Origin of the sequence: Pseudomonas gessardii (assembly GCF_001983165.1) — a bacterium.
GTDB classification, from domain to species: domain Bacteria; phylum Pseudomonadota; class Gammaproteobacteria; order Pseudomonadales; family Pseudomonadaceae; genus Aquipseudomonas; species Aquipseudomonas gessardii.
In genome coordinates this window covers 17706-36486 of record NZ_MNPU01000003.1, presented here as the reverse complement: position 1 = coordinate 36486, position 18781 = coordinate 17706, and the positions used below count along the sequence as shown (strand labels likewise).

The window sequence follows — 18781 nt, the reverse complement described above, 5'->3', positions numbered from 1 at the left end:
TTGCGTGATGGGGTCAGTCTTTCATGCCCAACAACGTGCTGATATCGCGTCCGGGTTCAGCATCGCTGCCGTAGGCGAACTGACCGGCGCGCTGGCGTTCGACCAGTTGTTCCATCTGGTAGCGATAACGAGTACCTGGGGTATCGAAACGCGAATGCAGGTCACGTCGCTCATCGGTCTCGAAATAGCGCTGATTTTGCGGACGCACCACCGAGTTGTCCTGGGGCTGGATGATGTAGTTGATGCGCGGCATCACGTAGCGAAACGGTGACGGTGCAGCGGTGGTATTGAACGTGACGTCACAGCGCGAGCGATGCTTGCCCACCGGCAAGAACGGTTGCAAGTTAGGAACGTCATAACCGGGACGAAATCGCGGGTAGGAGATGCACACATTACTGCGCAAATGGATGTGCAGCACCGCGCGAAAATCCTGGTACTTGGCGCGCACCCCGCCGACCCAACGCATGATCGGCGCCACTGATTTTTGTGCGACTGTACGGGTGCGGGTCACCGTTTCAGAGGTCCATTGCACCTCGACCTCGTCCGACTCGCTGATGCCGTCGCCGATGGTATTGGCATGCAGGAAATCGGCGTGGGTCAGGTCAATCAGGTTTTCTACAGAGAGCGCAGAGGTCGCATCGAATCGCACGGTGCGCTGGGTGTAGCCAGGAAGACTGCCGTCTTGCGGCAGGAACGGGATATGCGGCAGCAGCAATGTATCGGCGGCATCCGGGTTGCCGTACCAGACCCAAATGTAGCCGTAACGCTCGACCAGCGGATAAAACCCGCTGCCGCCAGTGAATGCCGTCAGCACGCACGTATTTTCACGCAGACGATAGGGATGGAATTCAGCTGCTCTCGGCTGCCCGTTTTCCCGCCACAGGTAATAGGGTTGGGCATGAATGATTCGACGAATTGGCTGGGCACTGAGGTCGCGACTATGGGAGACCGGAAACCAGGTGTCACGCAGGTCATAGTTGATCGGTGTCCAGTCACCCCGCACTTTGCGCGACGGAGTATCGGTAGAGGAAGGCACGGAATGCATGGTGAGTTCTCCTGTGCTCAGACGATCGCGCTTGCGGGAATCAGATGCGGTCGGCGAAAGGCACGCAGGTCGCGGGATGGGGCTTGCAGCAGGGCCGCGACGGCTACGCCGTCAATCAAGTGGTTCACCCGGAACGGCGACCTGCTGAATGCACGGGCAATACGCCAACGCAACGGTGCCTTGGCCGGCACGTGCTCAGTCACGAATCCTCGCCAGCACAGGCTGGTGGTGCCACGGCGGTTGGCCCCGGTTGCGATCATCAGGGTAACGAGCGGCATTTCTTCTTCGTTGAGCAAATCCACCCGAATACTGCCGCCGCTCAGGGGTACTGCGGTGCGCACAATCAAGGGGTAGTCCACCACAAACTGCGATGGCAGAAATTGTGTGGACCATACCGCACCGCGCTCCAGAACCACGCGGCCCTGCTCTCTGCGTAGATCGCCAAGGAAGAAATCGGTGAGGCGCACATGGGTAAAGCCGAGCAAGCATTCCGGGCCGTCGAGCATCGCCGCCAGATACTGGTCGTGACTCATGTTGACGACGGTGGAACCGGTAAATTCGCGACCGCTTGGCCGGTAATCGCTGCTGGGGAGCTCCCCTTGCGATGCGCCCTCACCCAACCACACATGGACGAAGCCATTGGCTTCGCTCACCTGAAAGGCCCGCACGGCATAGCGTGGCGGTACGCGCTCATCATCATTAAGGTTGGGAATTTTTGTACAACCGCCACTGGCACCATCGAAGGTCCAGCCGTGGTAACCACATTGCAAACCAGACTCGACAACTCGTCCCAGAGCCAACGGCACCCGCCGATGTGGACAACGGTCTTCCAGAGCAAAAGCCTGCCCGGCTGCGTTGCGGAACAGGACCAGTTCCTCGCCACCAAAGGCCACGGCCAATGGCTTTTGATCATTCACAGCCTCGGAAAGCGCCATGGCCCACCAGCCAGGGGTCGTCATCGGTTTGCCTCATTGTTGTTGTGTTTTTGGGCTTTTGTTTGCAATGCAATCAACGCTAACGGTAGCGGCACAATGCTGTGATGGCAACCATAAGTAAACATTTTAATGATTTATGTTCATACTCATAAAAACCTATCTAGAACCCAGAAATACTCCGAACACTGCTCAACAAAACGGATTATCAGCCAAATAAATCGCTGAATATGAACATTCTTAACTTTAATGCCCATTTTTCCTTGAAAAGGATCAGCAGAAAACCTATAAGCCTGATCACCATGAGCATGCTCATTCACTTCAGGTGCGTTGACGATGACCCAATCCATCCTCGGCTTTGTCCTCCATGACGTTGCCCGTTTGATGCGTAAACGCTTCGAACAATGGGCCCGCGCAGCCGGTCTCACGCGCTCTCAATGGCAAGTTCTGGCCAAACTGTCCACGCATGAAGGCATTCACCAGAAGGGTCTGGCCGACTTGCTTGAAATCGAGTCGGTCACGCTGGTGCGCTTGCTGGACAAAATGCAGGAGCGCGGTCTGATCGAACGTCGCAACCACGCCACCGATCGCCGTTTTTCCCTGTTATTTCTCACTCCGGATGCCCATCCGCTGCTGCAATTCATGCGCACCATTGGCGAGCAGACTCGAGTGGAAACCATGGCCGACTTTTCCGTTCAGGAGCACGATCAATTGCTGCAGTACCTCGAACGCATGCGTGAACACTTGCTGACGGCTTGCAGCCAGCCGGTGGATGAGCCCACTAACTGCGCGGCAGACGAGGTGACGCATGGCTGAGTCCACATTGCAGCGTCATGCGGTGCAGGCAGAAGCCCGTCCACTCGACCCACTGGCGAAACCTGAAGCGCAGGCGCCTGAAGCTCCCACCCTTGATCGTCATGGGCCAGAATCCTCCGGCGCTCCACGGCAACGCTGGCGCGTCGGCCTGTTTTTGCTGGCGCCGATTGTCGTCGTGGCCTGTGGCGCCTGGTATGTGTTGGGTGGCCAAGTGGTCAGTACCGACAACGCCTACGTTCAGGCCGAACGGGTGGGCGTTTCGACCGATGTGGCCGGGATCGTGGCGGCCATTGAGGTCAGTGACAACCAAGTCGTGAGCAAGGGCCAAGTGTTATTTCGCTTGAAGCCAGAACCCTTTGAAATCGCCTTGGCCAGTGCCAGCGCGCAACTGGAAGGCGCGCGCAACCAGATCCTTTACCTCAAGGCCAGCTACAACCAGTCACTGGCCGAAATCGCCCAGGCTGAAGCCAGGCTGCCCTACTACCAGACCAATTTCCAACGGCTGGAAAAACTTGTCAGCGTTGCCGCCGTCTCCAAGACAATCTACGACGACGCCCATCAGGACCTCGACAATACCCGCCAGCAGGTTTTGGTAGCCAAGTCCCAGGCTGCTGCGGCATTAGCCCAACTGGGAGGACGGCTGGACAGGCCTCTCGAGCAACATCCCTCCTACTTACAAGCACAAGCAGCGCTCAATGAAGCCGAACGCAACCTGCGTAACTCGGTGGTGACCGCCCCGTTCGACGGCGTGGTGACCAACGTGGACTCGTTGCAAGTGGGCGCCTACCTGCAACCCCCACAATCAGGCTTTAGCCTGGTGTCCAGCGAACACCTATGGGTGGCTGCCTCGCCGAAAGAAACCGAGCTGACCAACGCTCACGTCGGCCAGGACGCAACCATTGAGGTAGACACTTATCCCGGCGTGACCTGGCACGGCACCGTGGAAAGCATCAGCCCGGCTTCCAGCTCCAGCTTTTCGCTACTGCCGGCACAGAACACCACGGGCAATTGGGTGAAGGTTGTGCAGCGTATTCCGGTGAAGATCCGTATCGACGATGCCGTAGGCAAACCCGCGCTGCGCCACGGCATGAGTGCCTTGGTAGAGATCGATACCGGAACCGCCCGTGGTCTGCCGAAACCGCTGGCCAACCTGCTCGCCCGCCATCATGAGTGAAGTAACTGGGCCGCTGCCACCTTCGCCGCTACGAGTACTGATTACGCTGTGTGTGGTGCTGGCAGTGGTCATGCAAGCCTTGGACACCACCATCGCCAACGTCGCCCTACCCTATATGCAGGGCAGTGTGTCGGCCAGTGCCGACCAGATTAACTGGGTACTGACTTCCTACATCGTCGCCACCGCCATCATGACGCCGCCCTCGGCATTCCTTGCCCGACGCTTCGGTCGCAAGCGCGTATTGCTGTGGTCGATCTTCGGTTTTGTATTGGCGTCGGTGCTCTGTGGCATTGCCCGGTCCCTGGAAGAAATCATCCTGTTCCGTTTACTGCAAGGGCTGGCAGGGGCAGCATTGGTGCCGTTATCGCAAGGCATTCTGCTGGATATTTACCCGCAGAAAGACCGTGGCTCGGCAGTGGCCTTGTTCGGCGTGTCGGTGATGGTTGGTCCGGTGCTGGGTCCGATGATCGGCGGCTGGCTAACAGAACACCTCAGCTGGCGCTGGGTGTTCTTCATCAACTTGCCTATCGGATTGCTGGCCTTTGTCGGCATGATGCGCTTCATTCAGGAAACCCCGGCCGACAGAACCGCCCGTTTGGACTGGCTAGGCTTTGGCTCGCTCAGCGTGGCGATCCTGTCGATTCAATTGTTCCTCGACCGCGGTGAACAGCTGGGCTGGTTCGATTCAGGAGAAATCATCCTGGAGGCGCTGGTGGCCGCCATCGCTTCGTACATTTTCATCGTCCACACCTTCACCCACGACAAGCCCTTTATCAGTCTGAAACTGTTCAAGGACCGCAATTACTCGGTGGCGGTCGTGTTTATCTTCATCATCGGCATTACCTATTTAGCGTCATTGGCGCTGATGACACCCTACCTGCAAACCCTGATTGGTCACCCGGTGCTCACCGCCGGCATGGTCATGGGGCCACGCGGACTGGGGACCATGCTTAGCATGTTCCTTGCCGGGAAGATCATCGGCAAAGTGGATATTCGCTGGATACTGTTTTGCGGTTTGTTGCTGTCCGCCTGGTCGATGTACATGATGACCGGCTGGACGCCGGCAGTGTCCATCAACACCATCGTGTACGTCGGCTTTATTCAGGGCGCGAGCCTGGGTCTGTTGTTCGTCCCACTGACCACCATCGCCTTTACCACCCTAGCGCCGCATTTGCGTGGCGAAGCCACTGGTCTGTACAACCTGTCACGCAATGTCGGCTCAAGCGTTGGCATCTCGATCGTTACGGTGCTGCTGGCTCAAAACACTCAGATCAATCATGCCGAAATCGGCGCATACGTTACGCCGTTCAACCGCCTGTTCGATGCCTGGCCTGTAAACAACCAACTCAATCCATTAACCGCCGGCGGGCGTGCGGCGCTGGATGGCATGATCACTGTGCAGGCCAGCTGGGTGGCCTACCTGGATGACTTCAAGCTGCTGATGTGGTTATCCATTGGAGTCATACCCCTGCTGCTGATATTCAGGACACCGAAGTCTCAAGCAAATCAGGCCTCGTAGCGAAAACGTCCCACTGCTACATTCAGCTCATCGGACAGTTCGCGCAAAGACACCACAGCTCCGGACACCTGATGAGTGATCGCATCGCCCTCGCCGGCCATGCGTGCGATGTGCTCGACGTTGGCAACGATGCCCCGCCCACCCTCGTTCTGCACGCTCACCGCATCGGCAATCCGGTCCACCCCACGCGTGGAGTCGCCGACCAGTTCCGCTGCCTGTTGCAGGGTACTTTCCAACTCACTCAGCAGTCGGCCGCTGTCGTCCAATGCCACCGTGCCGGCGCGCAGGGCTTCGTCGACCACCTCGGACTGGCTCTCGAGCTTTACCGTCAACTGGTTGATCGAGTTGGCTGCCAGCGCAGAGCGTTGTGCCAGATTACGCACTTCGTCCGCCACCACGCTGAAGCCGCGTCCACTCTCGCCAGCCCGTGCCGCCTCGATCGCCGCATTGAGCGCCAGCATGCTGGTCTGCGCGGAAAGGTCCTTGACCTGACCGATGCTGGCGGTGATCGCAGTAGTGCTTTCGACAAAATCGCCCACCGAGCCACGGATGGCGGAGAATGCATGGCGCACGCTGTCGATTTTCTCGAGCAGTCGCGACAAGGCCAAGTGTCCATCCTGCGCACCGCGCAAACTGGCTTCGGCGCAGCTGCGCAGGCTTTCAGCATGACTGGAGATTGCCGCAATCCCGTCGCTCATCTGCTCGATGGTCATCGACACCGCGCCCACCGCACCGGCCTGCGCCGTAGAGCTTTGCGCCACACGCGCCGAAGCGCCCACCAGCTCCTCTGCCGAGGCGCCGACCGATGCCGCGACTCCGGCTACCTTGCGCATTGCCTGCTGGAAGCTATCAATGAGTTCGTTGAATGCCTGAGCCGTGTGGGCAATCTCGTCTCGACCCATGACCCGCACGCGTCGGGTCAGGTCGCCATCGCGCAACTCGATCGAAGCCCTCTCGATTTCCCGAATGGGCCGGATGATTTGCGCACGCAACAAAAGACTGACTAACACAGCCAGTAAGCTGCCACCCAGCAGCACCGCGACGAGCATCCGTGAGACCTGCTGTTGTGTTGCGCCCGCCTCAGCGAAGGCGCCAGAGGTCAGCTCGGCTTGTAGGCCCAACAGCCGGTTGAATTGACCTTGCAGGCCATTGTTGTCGGCACGCACCCGACCCAGCAGCGAGGCAGCCTGTATCTGGTCACTCAAAGCAGTGCGCTTGAATTCGGCAAGCCCCTCGCCGACCACTGCGGCCTGCTCCTGCACCGCTTGATAGAGCGCTCTCTCCTCTTCGCCCAGGCGAGTTTCACGAGCCACCTTGTCCAGCCCGGCACGCATGTCGTCAACACTGGCCTGCATATCTTCAAGATATGACTCAAGGTCTTCCGCGGAAGCTTGCCCACTGGATTCAAGGATGCGCGCGCCTGTGGCATATGCGCCGACCATCGCCGCCTGCGAGGCGGCCGAGGTTTCTAACACTTGCCGATATTGCTGGAAACGCAACTGGTCGATTTCCTCGATTACCGCTTGTTGCTTAGCCAGCCCGCGGTAGGCCAGACCCGAGACAACCAGTAGAGCGAGCACAAATAACCCGGGCAGCACGAGGAGCTTGGCGCCGATTGAGAAGCCTTTCAGAAATGACATGTTGGTTACCGTTTTTGTTTTTATAGGGCGTGACTAGGCAGGCAATTTATCCTGCATTATTCTTTATACAGTATTTAATTCTATTATCAGAACAATATTAAAAGTTTGATGTCCCGCCATCGTGCCTTGCCTCCGCCCTGCAACTAACGCCTGGCGTAACCAAAGCCAGCCAACCAGCACTGGAACGAACAGGCCCAGGTAAGCAGCGGCATTGCAAAGACCAAGGTCAGGTTCGATACCGCCCCCCACAGAATCGCCAGTGCCTTGATTAATTCCGCCGCCAGTACCGATGAATGCCGCAGCCCTGCGGCTTCATCGAGCCTGCGGCGACCTGCTCAGCCGTAAGCGAACGTCCATGTGAGGCTTCCAGCAAGTGCTTACCTATTCAGGCGAGGGAAAGTTTTTCAATGAAGGCCGGGAATTCCGCTAAATGCGGAGTCACCGGGCAAGCAGGGAGGAACCCGCACCCTGTAGTGGTCAACTAATTCCGGACACCTCGATAGGTGATTTTGACGCCATCGCCCGTTCGTAAACGGTCGGTGGCAGATATCCCAGTTTCGAGTGCAGCCGTTCGTTGTTGTAAACCCAACGATGTACTCAGTGATGTCGCGTATCGCCTCGGCATGGTTGGCGTAATCACGTCGCCATACCCGCTCCATTTTCAAGCTCAGAAAGAAGCGCTCCATCACTGCGTATCCCAGCAGTTACCTTTACGGCTCATGCTTTGCTGCATGTCACTTCTTGCCAGTAGCGCTCTGTAGCTCGCACTCGCGTACTGGCTGCCGCGATCCGAGTGGGCGATCAAGCCGGGTGGCGGTTGACGTTGAGCAACCGCCAGCTGCATTGCACTGCACACCAGTTCAGCGGGCATGTTCGGCGCCATTGACCTGCCCACTACCTTGCGTGAGAACAAGTCCAGCACCACAGCCAGATACAACCAGCCACTGCGGGTTCGGATGTAGGTAATGTCTGCTACCCAGGCCTTGTTCGCCGCCTCGGGTTCAAATTGGCGGTTCAATACATTTTCAGCAATCGGCAGGTCATGTTTGCTGTCGGTGGTGTGCACAAATTTACGCTTCCAGGCCGAACGCAGGCCGTTGACGCGCATCATGCGGCGAATCTTGTAAATGCCTACTTGCATACCCTTTGCGCGTAACGCTTTACGCAATGGGCGACTGCCATAACAGCCGCCACTTTCAGCAAACGACGCCTTGAGTTGCAGAGCAACGGGGCAGATCGATGCAGGAGCCCCAGCGCGCTTGTTGGCCTCGTAGAAGCCGGATCGACTAACCCCCAACAAACGGCACACATACGCCACCGAACAAGCCTTCTGTTGCAGCTGGCGAACCAAGCGGTACGTTACTTCAGCTCGCGGGCAAAGAAGGCGGTGGCTTTTTTTAATACATCGTTATCCATCTTGAGCTGACGGTTTTCTTGCTCCAACTGGCGAATACGCTGTTGCTCAGAGGTCAGCGGCTTGCCGATCCCGGCTTGCCCCAACTTCTCGGCCTCATACTGTTGTACCCAGCGTCGAACGGCCGTATCACCAATATCAAGATCACGACAAACCTGTGAAACACTCAGGCCCTGGTCCTTGATCATCTTTACAACTTCCAGCTTGAAGCTGTCGTCGAATACTTTGCGTTTGTCGGTCATGGAGAACTCCTCAATAGGTGTATTTTCCACCTATCGGGGTGTCCGGGGAAATTAGACCACTACACCCTTCACGTAACGAAAAAATCGACGCTGCCTGGTGTCCCCAATTGCACCACTACTACGCCAACGAGCGTGACATAGACTGCAGCGCATTGTTCAGAACACCCATCCCGCACTGGTCAAGTGGTTGCAAAAGATCGCAAGCGAAACGACCAGGCCGGCCATGCAGGCCTCGCTTCACTCAGGTCCGGTTGTGCGCCCGGAGCCCCCTCCAAGCTCTGCTTCACCCAGCCGCCTGCTCACACCCAAGGAGCGAGCAGTCTTGCAACTGCTCGCTCGCAACCTGTCGAACAAGCAGATTGCCCAGGCGTTGAATGTCGCTGGAGAAACCGTGAAATGGCACTTGAAAAACCTCTTTGGAAAATTCCAGGCGAGTACTCGCAAGCATGTCGTGGATCGCACCTACATGTTGGGTATTCTCGAGTTGACTGGCTAACGCCAGGCCTTTGGCCCCTTTCTTCCAATCCCCGCTCTCACAGCCCCCCTGTCTCAATCCACGCCTCCCCCTGACAACGGGGGTGGCCGGCTGTCCTTGACGCAATAGTCTTAGTTCCAGGTTGAGGTTCCGCTCCTGAATCGGGTTAGCCCGGTTGGTATAGCGATGTGTAATTGAAACAAGAGACTTGCCGGCGCGTGCCGGCTATCCACGCACCAATGGTGTCCCGCTACCACATGGACGCGAGCTGTTCCGATGGTGTTGCCGCTGACCGAAAACTGCCCCAGTAAAGGCTGATCAGTTTTCAATCAGCGCCAACGCTATGAGCGACTGAGGTAGCAATAGCCCACGATCAGCACGCAGATGAACAGATTAAGATCAATTGACGGACGACATATTTGGCCATTGGCGCGCAGGGTTGGTAAGAGCGCAAGGCTATAGCAGCTTCCAGGTATAACTGAGAACGACGCGATACTCGTCAATATCAGTTCTGTAATTAGACCGCGCTACGGCATCGCGAAGCCTGATACCCAATCCCTTGACAGGCCCGCTCTGGAAAACATAAGACATATCGATATCGCGTTCGCTATCCTTACCCTCATAGCCGCGCCCTGTCTCAACATTGTTCCCCACAACGTATCTAGTCGAAAATAGGAGGCCCGGTACACCCGCCGCAGCGAAGTCATAGTCGTAACGCACCTGATAAGACACTTCGTTTTGTGATGAGAAGTCATAAGTAGGTAGTTCATTGGCCAAGGGCGCTATATTGGCGAACACCCGGGGGAACGCGGTGTTACCGTACATTCTTTGGTACCCTACGGTCACAGCATGCCCGGACCTTGCCACCCCAAGGGTGCCATACAAAGCCCGATTATCGACCGCCCCTATTAAATGATCACCATCTTCCACAGCATCATACTGTGCCAACGTACCGGTCACCGACCAACGCCCTACTAACTGCTTATGCTTAATGCCAACATAACTCTGTCGGTAAATGTCCTCCAGTTGGGCGTACCAACCACTGACAGTGGTACGTGACTCATTAAAACTATAGTCACCGCCCATATAATTGAAGGCATCACTGGACGCTGTGCGTTGCGGAATATAGCCCAACATCGCGATCAACTTTTCGTCACCGGCTTCATTTCGTAGACTAGTCGATTTGATTCGCCCGCCTTGAAGGGTCAGCCCAGTAAGTTCGCTGCTCGAAAAGGAGGCCCCCTGATAGGAAGGTGGAAGCAAACGAATATCGCTGAAGGGCAAGACGGGAATGTCTGGTTGAAGTTCACCCAGCCTCAGTTCGGTTTTAGAAAACCTGGCTTTTAAGGTTGGCCCTACGCGACTGTAATCGTCGGCAGGAGCCCCGCTATCCTTAATAGGCAGCAAGCCCGTCCCTACCCGTCCAGGGCCACTATCAAGCTTGAGGCCCAGAGTGGCAATCGCATCAATACCAAAGCCGACCGCGCCTGGGGTATAACCTGATTTGAAATTAAGAATGAAGCCTTGAGCCCACTCTTCTGCCTTGGGTTTCTCGGCCCCGCGAATATCTAAATAGTTACGTTGAAAGTAGTAGTTTCTGGCCTGAAGTGTAGCGGTCGAATCTTTGAAAAAATCGGATTCCTCAGCCCATGCCAAGCCTGGCGTACAAAAACACAGTAACGCCGGCCACACGAGCGGGCCGCAATTTTTGTAGTACATGATTTCACCCTTTTTATTTTTATAGAATGATCATTGCGTACAGCAGAAAGCGACGATCAACCCGGCAACGTGAGCACGTTGAATAATTGACCGTCACTGGGAGTTCTAAATTATCGCGTCATATAACCAGGTGAGACCGGCATATGCTTGTTCAGGGGTGCGTGCGGCGAGCATACCGTTACGCAGTTCGGCTGCCACTCCTTCGGCATGGTAGAACTCTCCATGAACACGTGCCATCACCTGGCAACGGCCAGTGCGAAGGTATCGGCGAGCCTGATATGCCTTAAAAGCTGACTCAAAATCACCCTGACACTTTTCGATTTCCTGTGCGAGTACGACGCCATCTTCCATCGCCATACACGCCCCTTGTGCAAGGTATTGCAACATGGGGTGCGCGGCATCGCCCAGAAGCGTGGTACGTCCCTCACTCCAGTTTTTCACGGGTTCACGATCGCACAATACCCACATCCGCCAGCTTTCAATTTTGGACAGGAGCGTTTGTACGGTGTCACACGTGCCGGCAAACCGACGGCGTAATTCTTCAGGGTCTCCCTCGGTGTTCCAGCCCTCTACATAGCGGTCGCTGTGGAAGACTGCGACCAGGTTGAATAGTTTTCCACCTCGAAGCGGGTACTGGACCAGGTGGGACTTTGGCCCCCCCCAAAGAATCATCGAGTTGCGTCGAAACTCAAGCGGCACGTCCTCAATGGGCAACACCGCCCGGTACGCAATGTGCCCGGAGACCACAGGCGCACCGTCACCGACAATTTTCTCTCTGACTTTCGACCACAATCCATCTGCGCCAATCAGTGCGCAACCCCGAATGGTTTCACCTTGGTCAGTGGTCACGCACACGGACAGGCCATCATCTTCGTAGCCCACCACTTTTGTGGCGATCCTGAAGTCGACATCAGCGGACTCGCGACACGCGGCCAGAAGAACCGAATGCAGGTCCGCACGATGCACCAAGGCGTAGGGATACTTGAAACGTTCCCGAAACGCTGCGCCTGTCGGGATGGTGGTAACCACCTCAGCGCTGACACTGTCCATGAAGATCAAATCATCGGGTAACACGGTAAGTTCGCGTACCTGATCAGCAACGCCGAGCGTCTCCAACACGCGAAAACCGTTAGGACCCACCTGGATCCCCGCACCGACTTCGCGAAACTCTTCGGCCTGTTCGATTAAGAGCGTTTTGAAGCCCTTATGTGAGAGTGCCAGCGCTGCTGCCAGACCGCCAATGCCCCCCCCAATGATTACAATTGGATCTTGTAGGCTCATGACGACACGACCTCGACAACAATTTCACCAATCCCTTCAATTCGTGCTTTGATCTGATCACCGTGAACAATGGGACCCACACCTTCGGGCGTTCCGGTGTACAACAAATCACCCGGCTCAAGTGTGTAATAGGTCGAGGCGAATTCGATCAGCTCTGCCACGTTCATGATCAAATCCCGAGTATTGGCGTGCTGGCGTTTCTCACCATTAACCTCCAGCAGCAACTCCAAGCCCTGTGGGTCGCTGAGCTCATCAGCCGTGACAAGCCATGGCCCCAACACCGAGTAAGTGTCCAACGATTTGCGCAAGCTTCGCTCTTCAGGCCCGCGGATCGTGATGTCCAGGCCAATGCTGTATCCGGCAACATAGGCCAGTGCGTCTTTCGCCTTCACATCCTTGGCACGCTTGCCAATAACAGCGACTAGCTCGATTTCGTGATCGGTACGGCGCTCTGGAAGATTAATCACAATCGGTTTACTGACACCGATCAGCGAGCTGGTAGCTTTCAGGAAGAGGCCCGTCTCCTGGATTTTTCGGACATTGGCACGTGTAAACGTCTCCGTGTCTGCGATGGCTTCATCAAGGTGAGCTTGATAGTTGACAGGCGCAGCCACAATTTTGCCTGGGTTACCGACGGGGCTAAGCAGCTCGACATCGCTTAACTTGAAGACCGCTGCGCTTCCCTTGGCAAGCGAGATTTCGGGGCGTAGCTCGGCCAGGTTAGCGATCAGCAGGTCATGGCGCGGAAACGGATAACGGGCAGGTGACAAAATACGCAGTGCTTGGGAAACGTCATAGACAATGTCGCCCTCAATCAGGCCCAAACGGTTATCGTTAAACAGACAAATTTTCATGGTTTTTCTCCTGGTGTAGTAGTTGCGCTCGGATTGATTTCGCTGCGCCAAAAACCGAGGTGTTCTTGCAACGGTCGATCGGAAAAGCTGAACAGTACGCATTGCTCGTCCGCCTCAAAACAACGCCATGCCCAACCCGGAACAACAAATACGTCGTCCTTGCAGGCTGTCCACGTTTGGTCACCGACCTGAACGCGCAGGCTGCCTTCAACCACGCAGCAAACAGCTCCGTCGGTTTCACGAAAGCTCGTGCCCTTGAACCCTGCTGGGAACATCTGCATAAAGGCACCCATCGAGCGAATCGGGGACAGCCCATTCGTTGGGTTGGTAAACATCAGTTTGAAACCGTTGCACGCGTCCCACTCATCGACGAGCGACAACTGTTCAAGCGCTGCACGCGTGCGCGAATAGGGGTAGTGAAAAAGTGGGCTGACGGGGCCGCCGTGGGTGTCGCCTACAGGTCTCAGGCCAGCGGCGAATCGCGCATTGGAGTCGCCTGTCGGGCGTGTCAGGGCCTGACGTAGATTCGGGTCATCAGCAGAGAAACCGGCGTTGAGCATTTGCACAACAGGCACATCCAGGCCGTCCAGCCACATCACAGGTTCCGTGCCCTGCGCACCATGGTCATGAAAAACGTTCGTGGGCGTGATGACAAAGTCACCCGGGTTCATTAGTACCTTTTCGCCATGCACCGTAGTGAACCCACCCTGGCCACTTAAAATCAGTCTTAGCGCAGACGCCGTATGGCGATGACTGGGGGCGACCTCCCCGGGCAGGATCATTTGAATACCCGCATAGAGGGATGACGTTATCTGCGACTTGCCCCGAAACTTAGGGTTTTCTAGGACAAGCACACGGCGCTCCGCATCTTCGGCGGAGATGACCTCACAGGCCATTTTCATATTTTGGCGAATGGTTTCGGCGCGCCAGATTACGGGGTCCGCCGTCTGCTTGGGCTCGCGCGGGGTAAGCCCGCGCAATACCTCCCAGAGGGGCGTCATGTTGTCATGGGCAATGTGATCTCTAAAGGCATTGTTACTCACAAATATCTCCTTACCTATCTATCGAACTTCGTTCAGCCGTGCATCGCTACGGTCTTGGTTTGCGGTCCGTGCGATGTGGCGACGGACGAGGGTCAGCGCGACAAAAAGAATCAACATCATGGCTGCTATAAAACCGAAGAACCGAGTGCCTGTGCTGGCAAGAATCCAGGGGCCGATGAAAGCGCTCAGCACCGCGCCCAGCCGTCCGAAAGCTGCGGGCAAACCGACGCCACTTGCACGCATTGAGGTAGGGAATATCTGCGCCGCCAGCACGAATAGGATTGCTTGTGTGCCCGGTACGCAGAGGCCGAGCAGCAGCAGGCTAACGGTGATGATAGGGAGCGAATTCGCAGCAGGTTGCAACGGCGTTACCATCAGCGCAGCGCAGCAGGCCAACGCCCCCGCCGCCATGCAGAGCATGGTTTTGCGCGAACCGAAGCGACTGAACAGCCAGCCGCCGCCCACCCCTCCAATCAGGCCACCGAGGCTGAACAACGCCATACTTGCGCTGGACATACTGACGCTGTAACCGGCCTCGACGAACAGGGAGGGGGACCAGGTAAACATGAGGTAGCTAGACAGAATCACGGTAAAGAAAGCGACCGCCAGAACCCGTGTGTCGCCGGCATATTCGCTGGCCATTAACGTTCGCACCGAAGCCTTCTTGACTGCAGCCGCTTCGCCGCTGTCCTCCAACGTGGTGGTCAATGACACCGCATGCCCCAGGTGGCGAATGATGTTCAGGCACGCTGCCGGCTTGATGCCGCGCGCCACCAGAAATCTCAGCGACTCTGGGACGCCAATGATCAGCGTCAGCGCGACGATCAACGGCGCACACCCCGCAATCACGAAAAAACTGCGCCAGCCAAGGGCAGGAAGAATTTGCGCCCCTAACAGGCCAACGACAATACCGCCAAAAGGCAACGCGCTCATCCCGATGGCGAGGGCAAGGCTGCGCCGGCGCAAAGGTGTGTACTCAGCCAGCATTGCCGTGACGTTAGGCATGGCTGCTCCCATGCCCAACGATGCAATCACTCGGCAGACGCCCAGAAAGACGATGTCATCGGCGAGCGCGCCCAATAACGTCATCAGGCCAAACGTTACGCTGGACGCGATGAGGGTCCATTTTCTGCCGATGCGGTCGCCCAACAGGCCCCCGAGGGCCGTCCCCAGTGCCATGGCCACGAAACTGAATCCAAGCACCGGTGCAAAGGCTGCGCGGCTGATACCCCATTCGGCTGAAATGGAGGACAGCGACAGGCTAAGCACCTGCGCGTCCACGCCATCGAACACCATGACGAGGGCGACCAAGAAGAGAATTCGCTTTTGATAGGACGTCCACTCTCCGTGATCGAGAATAGGGGCGATGTCGAGGACGGGGGACGATGGCTGCGCTAGCTGGCTCATGATGGAACCCTCACACCTTAAGGTGTTTTGTATTATTTGTTGTAATACGATAATTATGTTTTTTCCAAAAAGTGTCAACGCTTTTATCTTATGGCGCTATTTTTGTTTTTACTCACCTCGTGGTCGAGCTTGGCGGTAACATGCGGGCTCCGTCAAGCACACCTTTCTAAGGGGGCAGGGTTGATAAAGCAGCAGGTAACCGGCGCGTCAGCCATGCAAGTCTCAGGCGCAGAAGATCCCAAAGGCAGCTCCCAGGATCGCTTGATGCGCCTGCTCGAATTGTTCAGTGGAGACAGCAAATCTGATTGGTCTGTGGACGAAGCGGCGATCGAGTTAGGACTATCGGCGAGCCATACGTACCGTTACTTTCGAACCCTGTCGGGTGCCGGATACATCAGCGCCTTTACCCCGGGGCGCTACGTGCTGGGCCCAGCAATCATCGCGTTGGATAGAAAAATGCGGTTGGGTGATCCGATGATCCAGGCTGCAAGGTTGGTCATGGGTGACATGCTGAATGCGGCCCCCGCTGACAGCATCGCGATTTTATGCCGGTACTTCCAAGAGCACGTCATGTGCGTGCATGAGGAGTTCACCACCCGTTTCAAGCAAGACATCAGCTATGAGCGCGGCCTCCCAAGGCCCCTTTACCAAGGCGCAGCCTCAAAGGTCATCCTGGCGCACCTGCCATTGCGCCAGGTCAAACCCTACTACGAAGGCGTAACGGGCGAATTCGAGCGCTTTGGCCTTGGGGCCAATTGGGCGCAAGTCAAGCAGACACTGAGATCGCTGAGAAACGAGTCCGTAGTCATCACTTCAGGCGAATTGGGCAATAGCGCTGCGGGTATTTCAGCCGCCGTTTTTGACGATAAACGGGTGATCGGCAGCATCAGCATCGTGATACCCGTCGTCGATGCCTCCCCGGAAGTCAGAACACTGCTCGCGCCTATTGTTGCGAAGGCCGGGGCCGAGATGACGCAGAAAATGACGGTGTTGGCGTCTTCTGGATCATGAAATACACAACGCCGTCAGCTCTCTGGAAACAGCCAAGGCTCGGTGGCGCGTCGCTTGCTTTCGTATAAGCGCACGTCGTCGGCTTGAGCGAGCGTCAGGCTGATTTCATCGAGCCCCAACATCACGCATTTTTTGCGGAATGCATCGATCTCGAAACGGTAGATCACGCCCTCAGGCTGGGAAACGGTTTGGTCCGCTAGATTGATCTCAAGTTGCAACGCAGCATCACGGGCCGCGAGTGAGAACAGGTGATCCATTTCATCCTTGGTCAACACGATGGGCAGCACGCCGTTCTTAAGGCAGTTGCCATAAAAAATATCTGCGAAACTGGTGCTGAGCAGCGCTTTGAACCCGAAATCACGCAAGGCCCACGGCGCGTGCTCGCGGCTCGAACCACAACCGAAATTATCTCGGCACAGCAGGATTTGCGCTGACTTGAACCGGGGCTGGTTGAGCATGAACTGCTCGTTGAGCGGTCGTACCGAGCAGTCGTCCCCAGGTTGGCCTTGGTCTAGATAACGCCAGTTATCGAACAGGTAATCGCCATAGCCATATTTGCTGATCAATTTCATGAATTGCTTCGGCAAAATGGCGTCCGTGTCCACATTGATTCGATCAAGCGGCGCCGCTACTGCACAAAACTGCTTGAATGGTTTCACGGCCTTTCAACTCCTTATCTGGGCAGCGGTTATATCAACGAAATGTCCTGCCAGGGCCGCCGCTGCTGCAGTGACCGGGCTCACGAGGTGAGTTCTGCCACCCTGCCCCTGACGCCCCTCGAAATTGCGATTGGACGTAGATGCACAACGCTCCCCAGGGAGCAGCCGGTCCTCGTTCATTCCCAAGCACATCGAACAACCGGGCTCGCGCCATTCAAACCCAGCGTCGATGAATATCCTGTCCAAGCCCTCGGCTTCAGCCATGGCTTTGACCTGTCCTGATCCCGGCACCACCAATGCTTGTTTGATACGCGTGGATACTTTTTGACCGACTACAACCTGGGCAGCTGCCCGCAGGTCCTCGATGCGTGCATTGGTGCAGGAGCCTATGAAAATCTTGTCGAGTTCGATTGAAACGATGGCTGTGCCCGCTGTAATCCCCATATAGTCGAGCGCGCTGACCAAGGCCTGACGTTTAGCGGGGTCTACTTCGTCCGCGGGGTCGGGCACCTTTTCTAGAACATCGCACACCATTTGCGGAGAAGTTCCCCATGAAACTTGAGGGGCAACTTTTGCTGCATCCAGGTTCACCACCTGTTGGAAAATTGCCCCAGGGTCGCTGTGAAGCGTGCGCCAAAACGTAGCGGCGGCCTCCCAGCCTGCGTCTCGCGGCGCATGAGGTCGGCCGTGCAGGTAGGCCAGTGTGGTCTCGTCTACACCGATCAGCCCGACGCGAGCTCCGGCTTCGATTGCCATATTGCAAAGGGTCATCCGCGCTTCCATGGACATGCTACTGACCGTGCTGCCCGTGAACTCGATTGCATGACCGGTGGCCCCCGCAGTACCGATTTTGCGAATCAAGCTCAGGGCCAAGTCTTTTGCGGTCACGAACGGCTGCAATTCGCCGTCGATCTGAACCTTCATCGCCGCCATGGGTGAAACACGCAGGCACTGGGTGGCGAGAACGTGCTCGATCTCGGAAGTGCCGATGCCAAATGCCAAGGCCGCGAAAGCACCATGGGTACTGGTATGAGAGTCGCCACAGACGATGGTCATTCCCGGAAGACTGGCGCCAGATTCAGGCGCGATGACATGCAAAATGCCCTGCCTTTGATCACCCATTTTAAAGTGGCGCAGGTTCAGGTCATCGCAGTTACGCTCAAGCGTCTGAACCTGAATTTTCGCTACCGGATCCTGAATGCCCAGAGCCAAGTCCCTAGTCGGCACATTGTGGTCCGAGGTGGCGATGATCGTGCCGCTTCGCCAAGGGTTCAGCCCCGCTGCCGATAAACCTTCAAAAGCCTGGGGGCTGGTGACTTCATTGATCAACTGCAGATCGATGTAAAGCATCGCCGAACCGTCCGGGTCATGACGTACGACGTGCGTTTCCCAGAGTTTTTGCAGCAGCGTTTTGGGCACTGGAGGCTCCTCTTGTCAGATCGATCATTACGGACCTGCCTGGCCGGATTGTAGGCAAGCTTGCTCAGACAATATAGAGCGCTTTTATCGTAATGCGCTATTTTTGATTTTTAAAGAGTGGCAAAGTACTA

General features: G+C 56.4%; 17 protein-coding genes and 1 pseudogene. 5 read left to right on the top strand and 13 right to left on the bottom strand.

What is annotated here, in order from left to right:
* Positions 1-13: 13 nt before the first annotated feature.
* From BLL38_RS03560 to BLL38_RS30290, 3 genes are all read right to left on the bottom strand, one after another.
* Positions 14-1045 (bottom strand): aromatic ring-hydroxylating oxygenase subunit alpha, encoded by a 1032-nt coding sequence (locus tag BLL38_RS03560; RefSeq protein ID WP_020300846.1) that lies wholly within the window; start codon positions 1043-1045, stop codon positions 14-16.
* A gap of 17 nt (positions 1046-1062) precedes the next feature.
* Entirely contained in the window at positions 1063-2004 is a 942-nt protein-coding gene (locus tag BLL38_RS03555) for a Rieske 2Fe-2S domain-containing protein (protein WP_020300847.1), read from the bottom strand.
* A 122-nt stretch (positions 2005-2126) separates the two neighbouring features.
* Complete coding sequence (locus BLL38_RS30290) at positions 2127-2327, bottom strand: hypothetical protein (RefSeq protein WP_128706716.1); 201 nt, start codon at positions 2325-2327, stop codon at positions 2127-2129.
* Here BLL38_RS30290 and BLL38_RS03550 point away from each other — a divergent pair.
* The 3 genes from BLL38_RS03550 to BLL38_RS03540 are packed head-to-tail and all read left to right on the top strand — an operon-like array spanning position 2314 to position 5486.
* A complete protein-coding gene (locus BLL38_RS03550) occupies positions 2314-2793 on the top strand; it encodes a MarR family winged helix-turn-helix transcriptional regulator (RefSeq protein WP_020300849.1) in 480 nt (159 codons plus the stop codon). The two genes, BLL38_RS30290 and BLL38_RS03550, sit on opposite strands and share 14 nt — an antisense overlap.
* Positions 2786-3967 carry an HlyD family secretion protein gene (locus tag BLL38_RS03545; protein WP_020300850.1) on the top strand — a complete coding sequence of 394 codons (1182 nt, stop codon included), beginning with the start codon at positions 2786-2788 and terminating at the stop codon, positions 3965-3967. Before BLL38_RS03550 ends, BLL38_RS03545 begins: the two co-directional genes overlap by 8 nt.
* Positions 3960-5486 (top strand): DHA2 family efflux MFS transporter permease subunit, encoded by a 1527-nt coding sequence (locus BLL38_RS03540; RefSeq protein WP_050585608.1) that lies wholly within the window; start codon positions 3960-3962, stop codon positions 5484-5486. Before BLL38_RS03545 ends, BLL38_RS03540 begins: the two co-directional genes overlap by 8 nt.
* On the opposite strand, the gene BLL38_RS03535 is transcribed toward BLL38_RS03540, so the two are convergent.
* The 3 genes and pseudogenes from BLL38_RS03535 to BLL38_RS03525 form a co-directional block, all read right to left on the bottom strand.
* Positions 5474-7126, bottom strand: a complete 1653-nt coding sequence (locus tag BLL38_RS03535) for a methyl-accepting chemotaxis protein (protein WP_020300852.1) — start codon at positions 7124-7126, stop codon at positions 5474-5476. The two genes, BLL38_RS03540 and BLL38_RS03535, sit on opposite strands and share 13 nt — an antisense overlap.
* A gap of 63 nt (positions 7127-7189) precedes the next feature.
* The gene (locus BLL38_RS31635) at positions 7190-7375 is read right to left on the bottom strand and encodes an acyl-CoA dehydrogenase C-terminal domain-containing protein (RefSeq protein WP_076961359.1); all 186 of its coding nucleotides are present in this window, start codon (positions 7373-7375) and stop codon (positions 7190-7192) included.
* A 228-nt stretch (positions 7376-7603) separates the two neighbouring features.
* Positions 7604-8782, bottom strand: a pseudogene (locus BLL38_RS03525) (IS3 family transposase).
* A gap of 223 nt (positions 8783-9005) precedes the next feature.
* Between BLL38_RS03525 and BLL38_RS31630 the strand changes: the two are divergent.
* Complete coding sequence (locus BLL38_RS31630; RefSeq protein ID WP_081997921.1) at positions 9006-9278, top strand: response regulator transcription factor; 273 nt, start codon at positions 9006-9008, stop codon at positions 9276-9278.
* A gap of 435 nt (positions 9279-9713) precedes the next feature.
* Here BLL38_RS31630 and BLL38_RS03510 read toward each other — a convergent pair whose 3' ends face one another.
* The 5 genes from BLL38_RS03510 to BLL38_RS03490 form a co-directional block, all read right to left on the bottom strand.
* Positions 9714-10976 carry an OprD family porin gene (locus BLL38_RS03510; RefSeq protein ID WP_020300856.1) on the bottom strand — a complete coding sequence of 421 codons (1263 nt, stop codon included), beginning with the start codon at positions 10974-10976 and terminating at the stop codon, positions 9714-9716.
* Positions 10977-11081: 105 nt separating this feature from the next.
* Entirely contained in the window at positions 11082-12257 is a 1176-nt protein-coding gene (locus BLL38_RS03505; RefSeq protein ID WP_020300857.1) for a 3-hydroxybenzoate 6-monooxygenase, read from the bottom strand.
* Positions 12254-13111: a fumarylacetoacetate hydrolase family protein gene (locus tag BLL38_RS03500; protein ID WP_020300858.1), complete on the bottom strand. Its 858-nt coding sequence runs from the start codon at positions 13109-13111 to the stop codon at positions 12254-12256. The genes BLL38_RS03505 and BLL38_RS03500 overlap by 4 nt, the downstream gene beginning before the upstream one ends.
* Positions 13108-14154 (bottom strand): cupin domain-containing protein, encoded by a 1047-nt coding sequence (locus BLL38_RS03495; protein ID WP_020300859.1) that lies wholly within the window; start codon positions 14152-14154, stop codon positions 13108-13110. Before BLL38_RS03495 ends, BLL38_RS03500 begins: the two co-directional genes overlap by 4 nt.
* A gap of 18 nt (positions 14155-14172) precedes the next feature.
* Positions 14173-15561: an MFS transporter gene (locus BLL38_RS03490; protein ID WP_020300860.1), complete on the bottom strand. Its 1389-nt coding sequence runs from the start codon at positions 15559-15561 to the stop codon at positions 14173-14175.
* 264 nt (positions 15562-15825) lie between these two features.
* Here BLL38_RS03490 and BLL38_RS03485 point away from each other — a divergent pair, with 264 nt between their 5' ends.
* Complete coding sequence (locus BLL38_RS03485; RefSeq protein WP_032904489.1) at positions 15826-16572, top strand: IclR family transcriptional regulator; 747 nt, start codon at positions 15826-15828, stop codon at positions 16570-16572.
* A 14-nt stretch (positions 16573-16586) separates the two neighbouring features.
* Here the strand turns inward: BLL38_RS03485 and leuD are convergent, their stop codons facing one another.
* Both leuD and leuC read right to left on the bottom strand, forming a co-directional pair.
* Positions 16587-17231, bottom strand: a complete 645-nt coding sequence (gene leuD, locus BLL38_RS03480; RefSeq protein WP_020300862.1) for a 3-isopropylmalate dehydratase small subunit — start codon at positions 17229-17231, stop codon at positions 16587-16589.
* Positions 17232-17237: 6 nt separating this feature from the next.
* The gene (gene leuC / locus BLL38_RS03475) at positions 17238-18650 is read right to left on the bottom strand and encodes a 3-isopropylmalate dehydratase large subunit (RefSeq protein ID WP_020300863.1); all 1413 of its coding nucleotides are present in this window, start codon (positions 18648-18650) and stop codon (positions 17238-17240) included.
* Positions 18651-18781 lie beyond the last annotated feature (131 nt).

What these genes read in the sequence shown, in the direction of transcription:
- BLL38_RS03560 (WP_020300846.1), bottom strand. Translation starts at nt 1,045, where the DNA reads ATGCATTCCGTGCCTTCCTCTACCGATACTCCGTCGCGCAAAGTGCGG.
- BLL38_RS03555 (WP_020300847.1), bottom strand. Translation starts at nt 2,004, where the DNA reads ATGACGACCCCTGGCTGGTGGGCCATGGCGCTTTCCGAGGCTGTGAAT.
- BLL38_RS03550 (WP_020300849.1), top strand. Translation starts at nt 2,314, where the DNA reads ATGACCCAATCCATCCTCGGCTTTGTCCTCCATGACGTTGCCCGTTTG.
- BLL38_RS30290 (WP_128706716.1), bottom strand. Translation starts at nt 2,327, where the DNA reads ATGGATTGGGTCATCGTCAACGCACCTGAAGTGAATGAGCATGCTCAT.
- BLL38_RS03545 (WP_020300850.1), top strand. Translation starts at nt 2,786, where the DNA reads ATGGCTGAGTCCACATTGCAGCGTCATGCGGTGCAGGCAGAAGCCCGT.
- BLL38_RS03540 (WP_050585608.1), top strand. Translation starts at nt 3,960, where the DNA reads ATGAGTGAAGTAACTGGGCCGCTGCCACCTTCGCCGCTACGAGTACTG.
- BLL38_RS03535 (WP_020300852.1), bottom strand. Translation starts at nt 7,126, where the DNA reads ATGTCATTTCTGAAAGGCTTCTCAATCGGCGCCAAGCTCCTCGTGCTG.
- BLL38_RS31630 (WP_081997921.1), top strand. Translation starts at nt 9,006, where the DNA reads ATGCAGGCCTCGCTTCACTCAGGTCCGGTTGTGCGCCCGGAGCCCCCT.
- BLL38_RS03510 (WP_020300856.1), bottom strand. Translation starts at nt 10,976, where the DNA reads ATGTACTACAAAAATTGCGGCCCGCTCGTGTGGCCGGCGTTACTGTGT.
- BLL38_RS03505 (WP_020300857.1), bottom strand. Translation starts at nt 12,257, where the DNA reads ATGAGCCTACAAGATCCAATTGTAATCATTGGGGGGGGCATTGGCGGT.
- BLL38_RS03500 (WP_020300858.1), bottom strand. Translation starts at nt 13,111, where the DNA reads ATGAAAATTTGTCTGTTTAACGATAACCGTTTGGGCCTGATTGAGGGC.
- BLL38_RS03490 (WP_020300860.1), bottom strand. Translation starts at nt 15,561, where the DNA reads ATGAGCCAGCTAGCGCAGCCATCGTCCCCCGTCCTCGACATCGCCCCT.
- BLL38_RS03485 (WP_032904489.1), top strand. Translation starts at nt 15,826, where the DNA reads ATGCGCCTGCTCGAATTGTTCAGTGGAGACAGCAAATCTGATTGGTCT.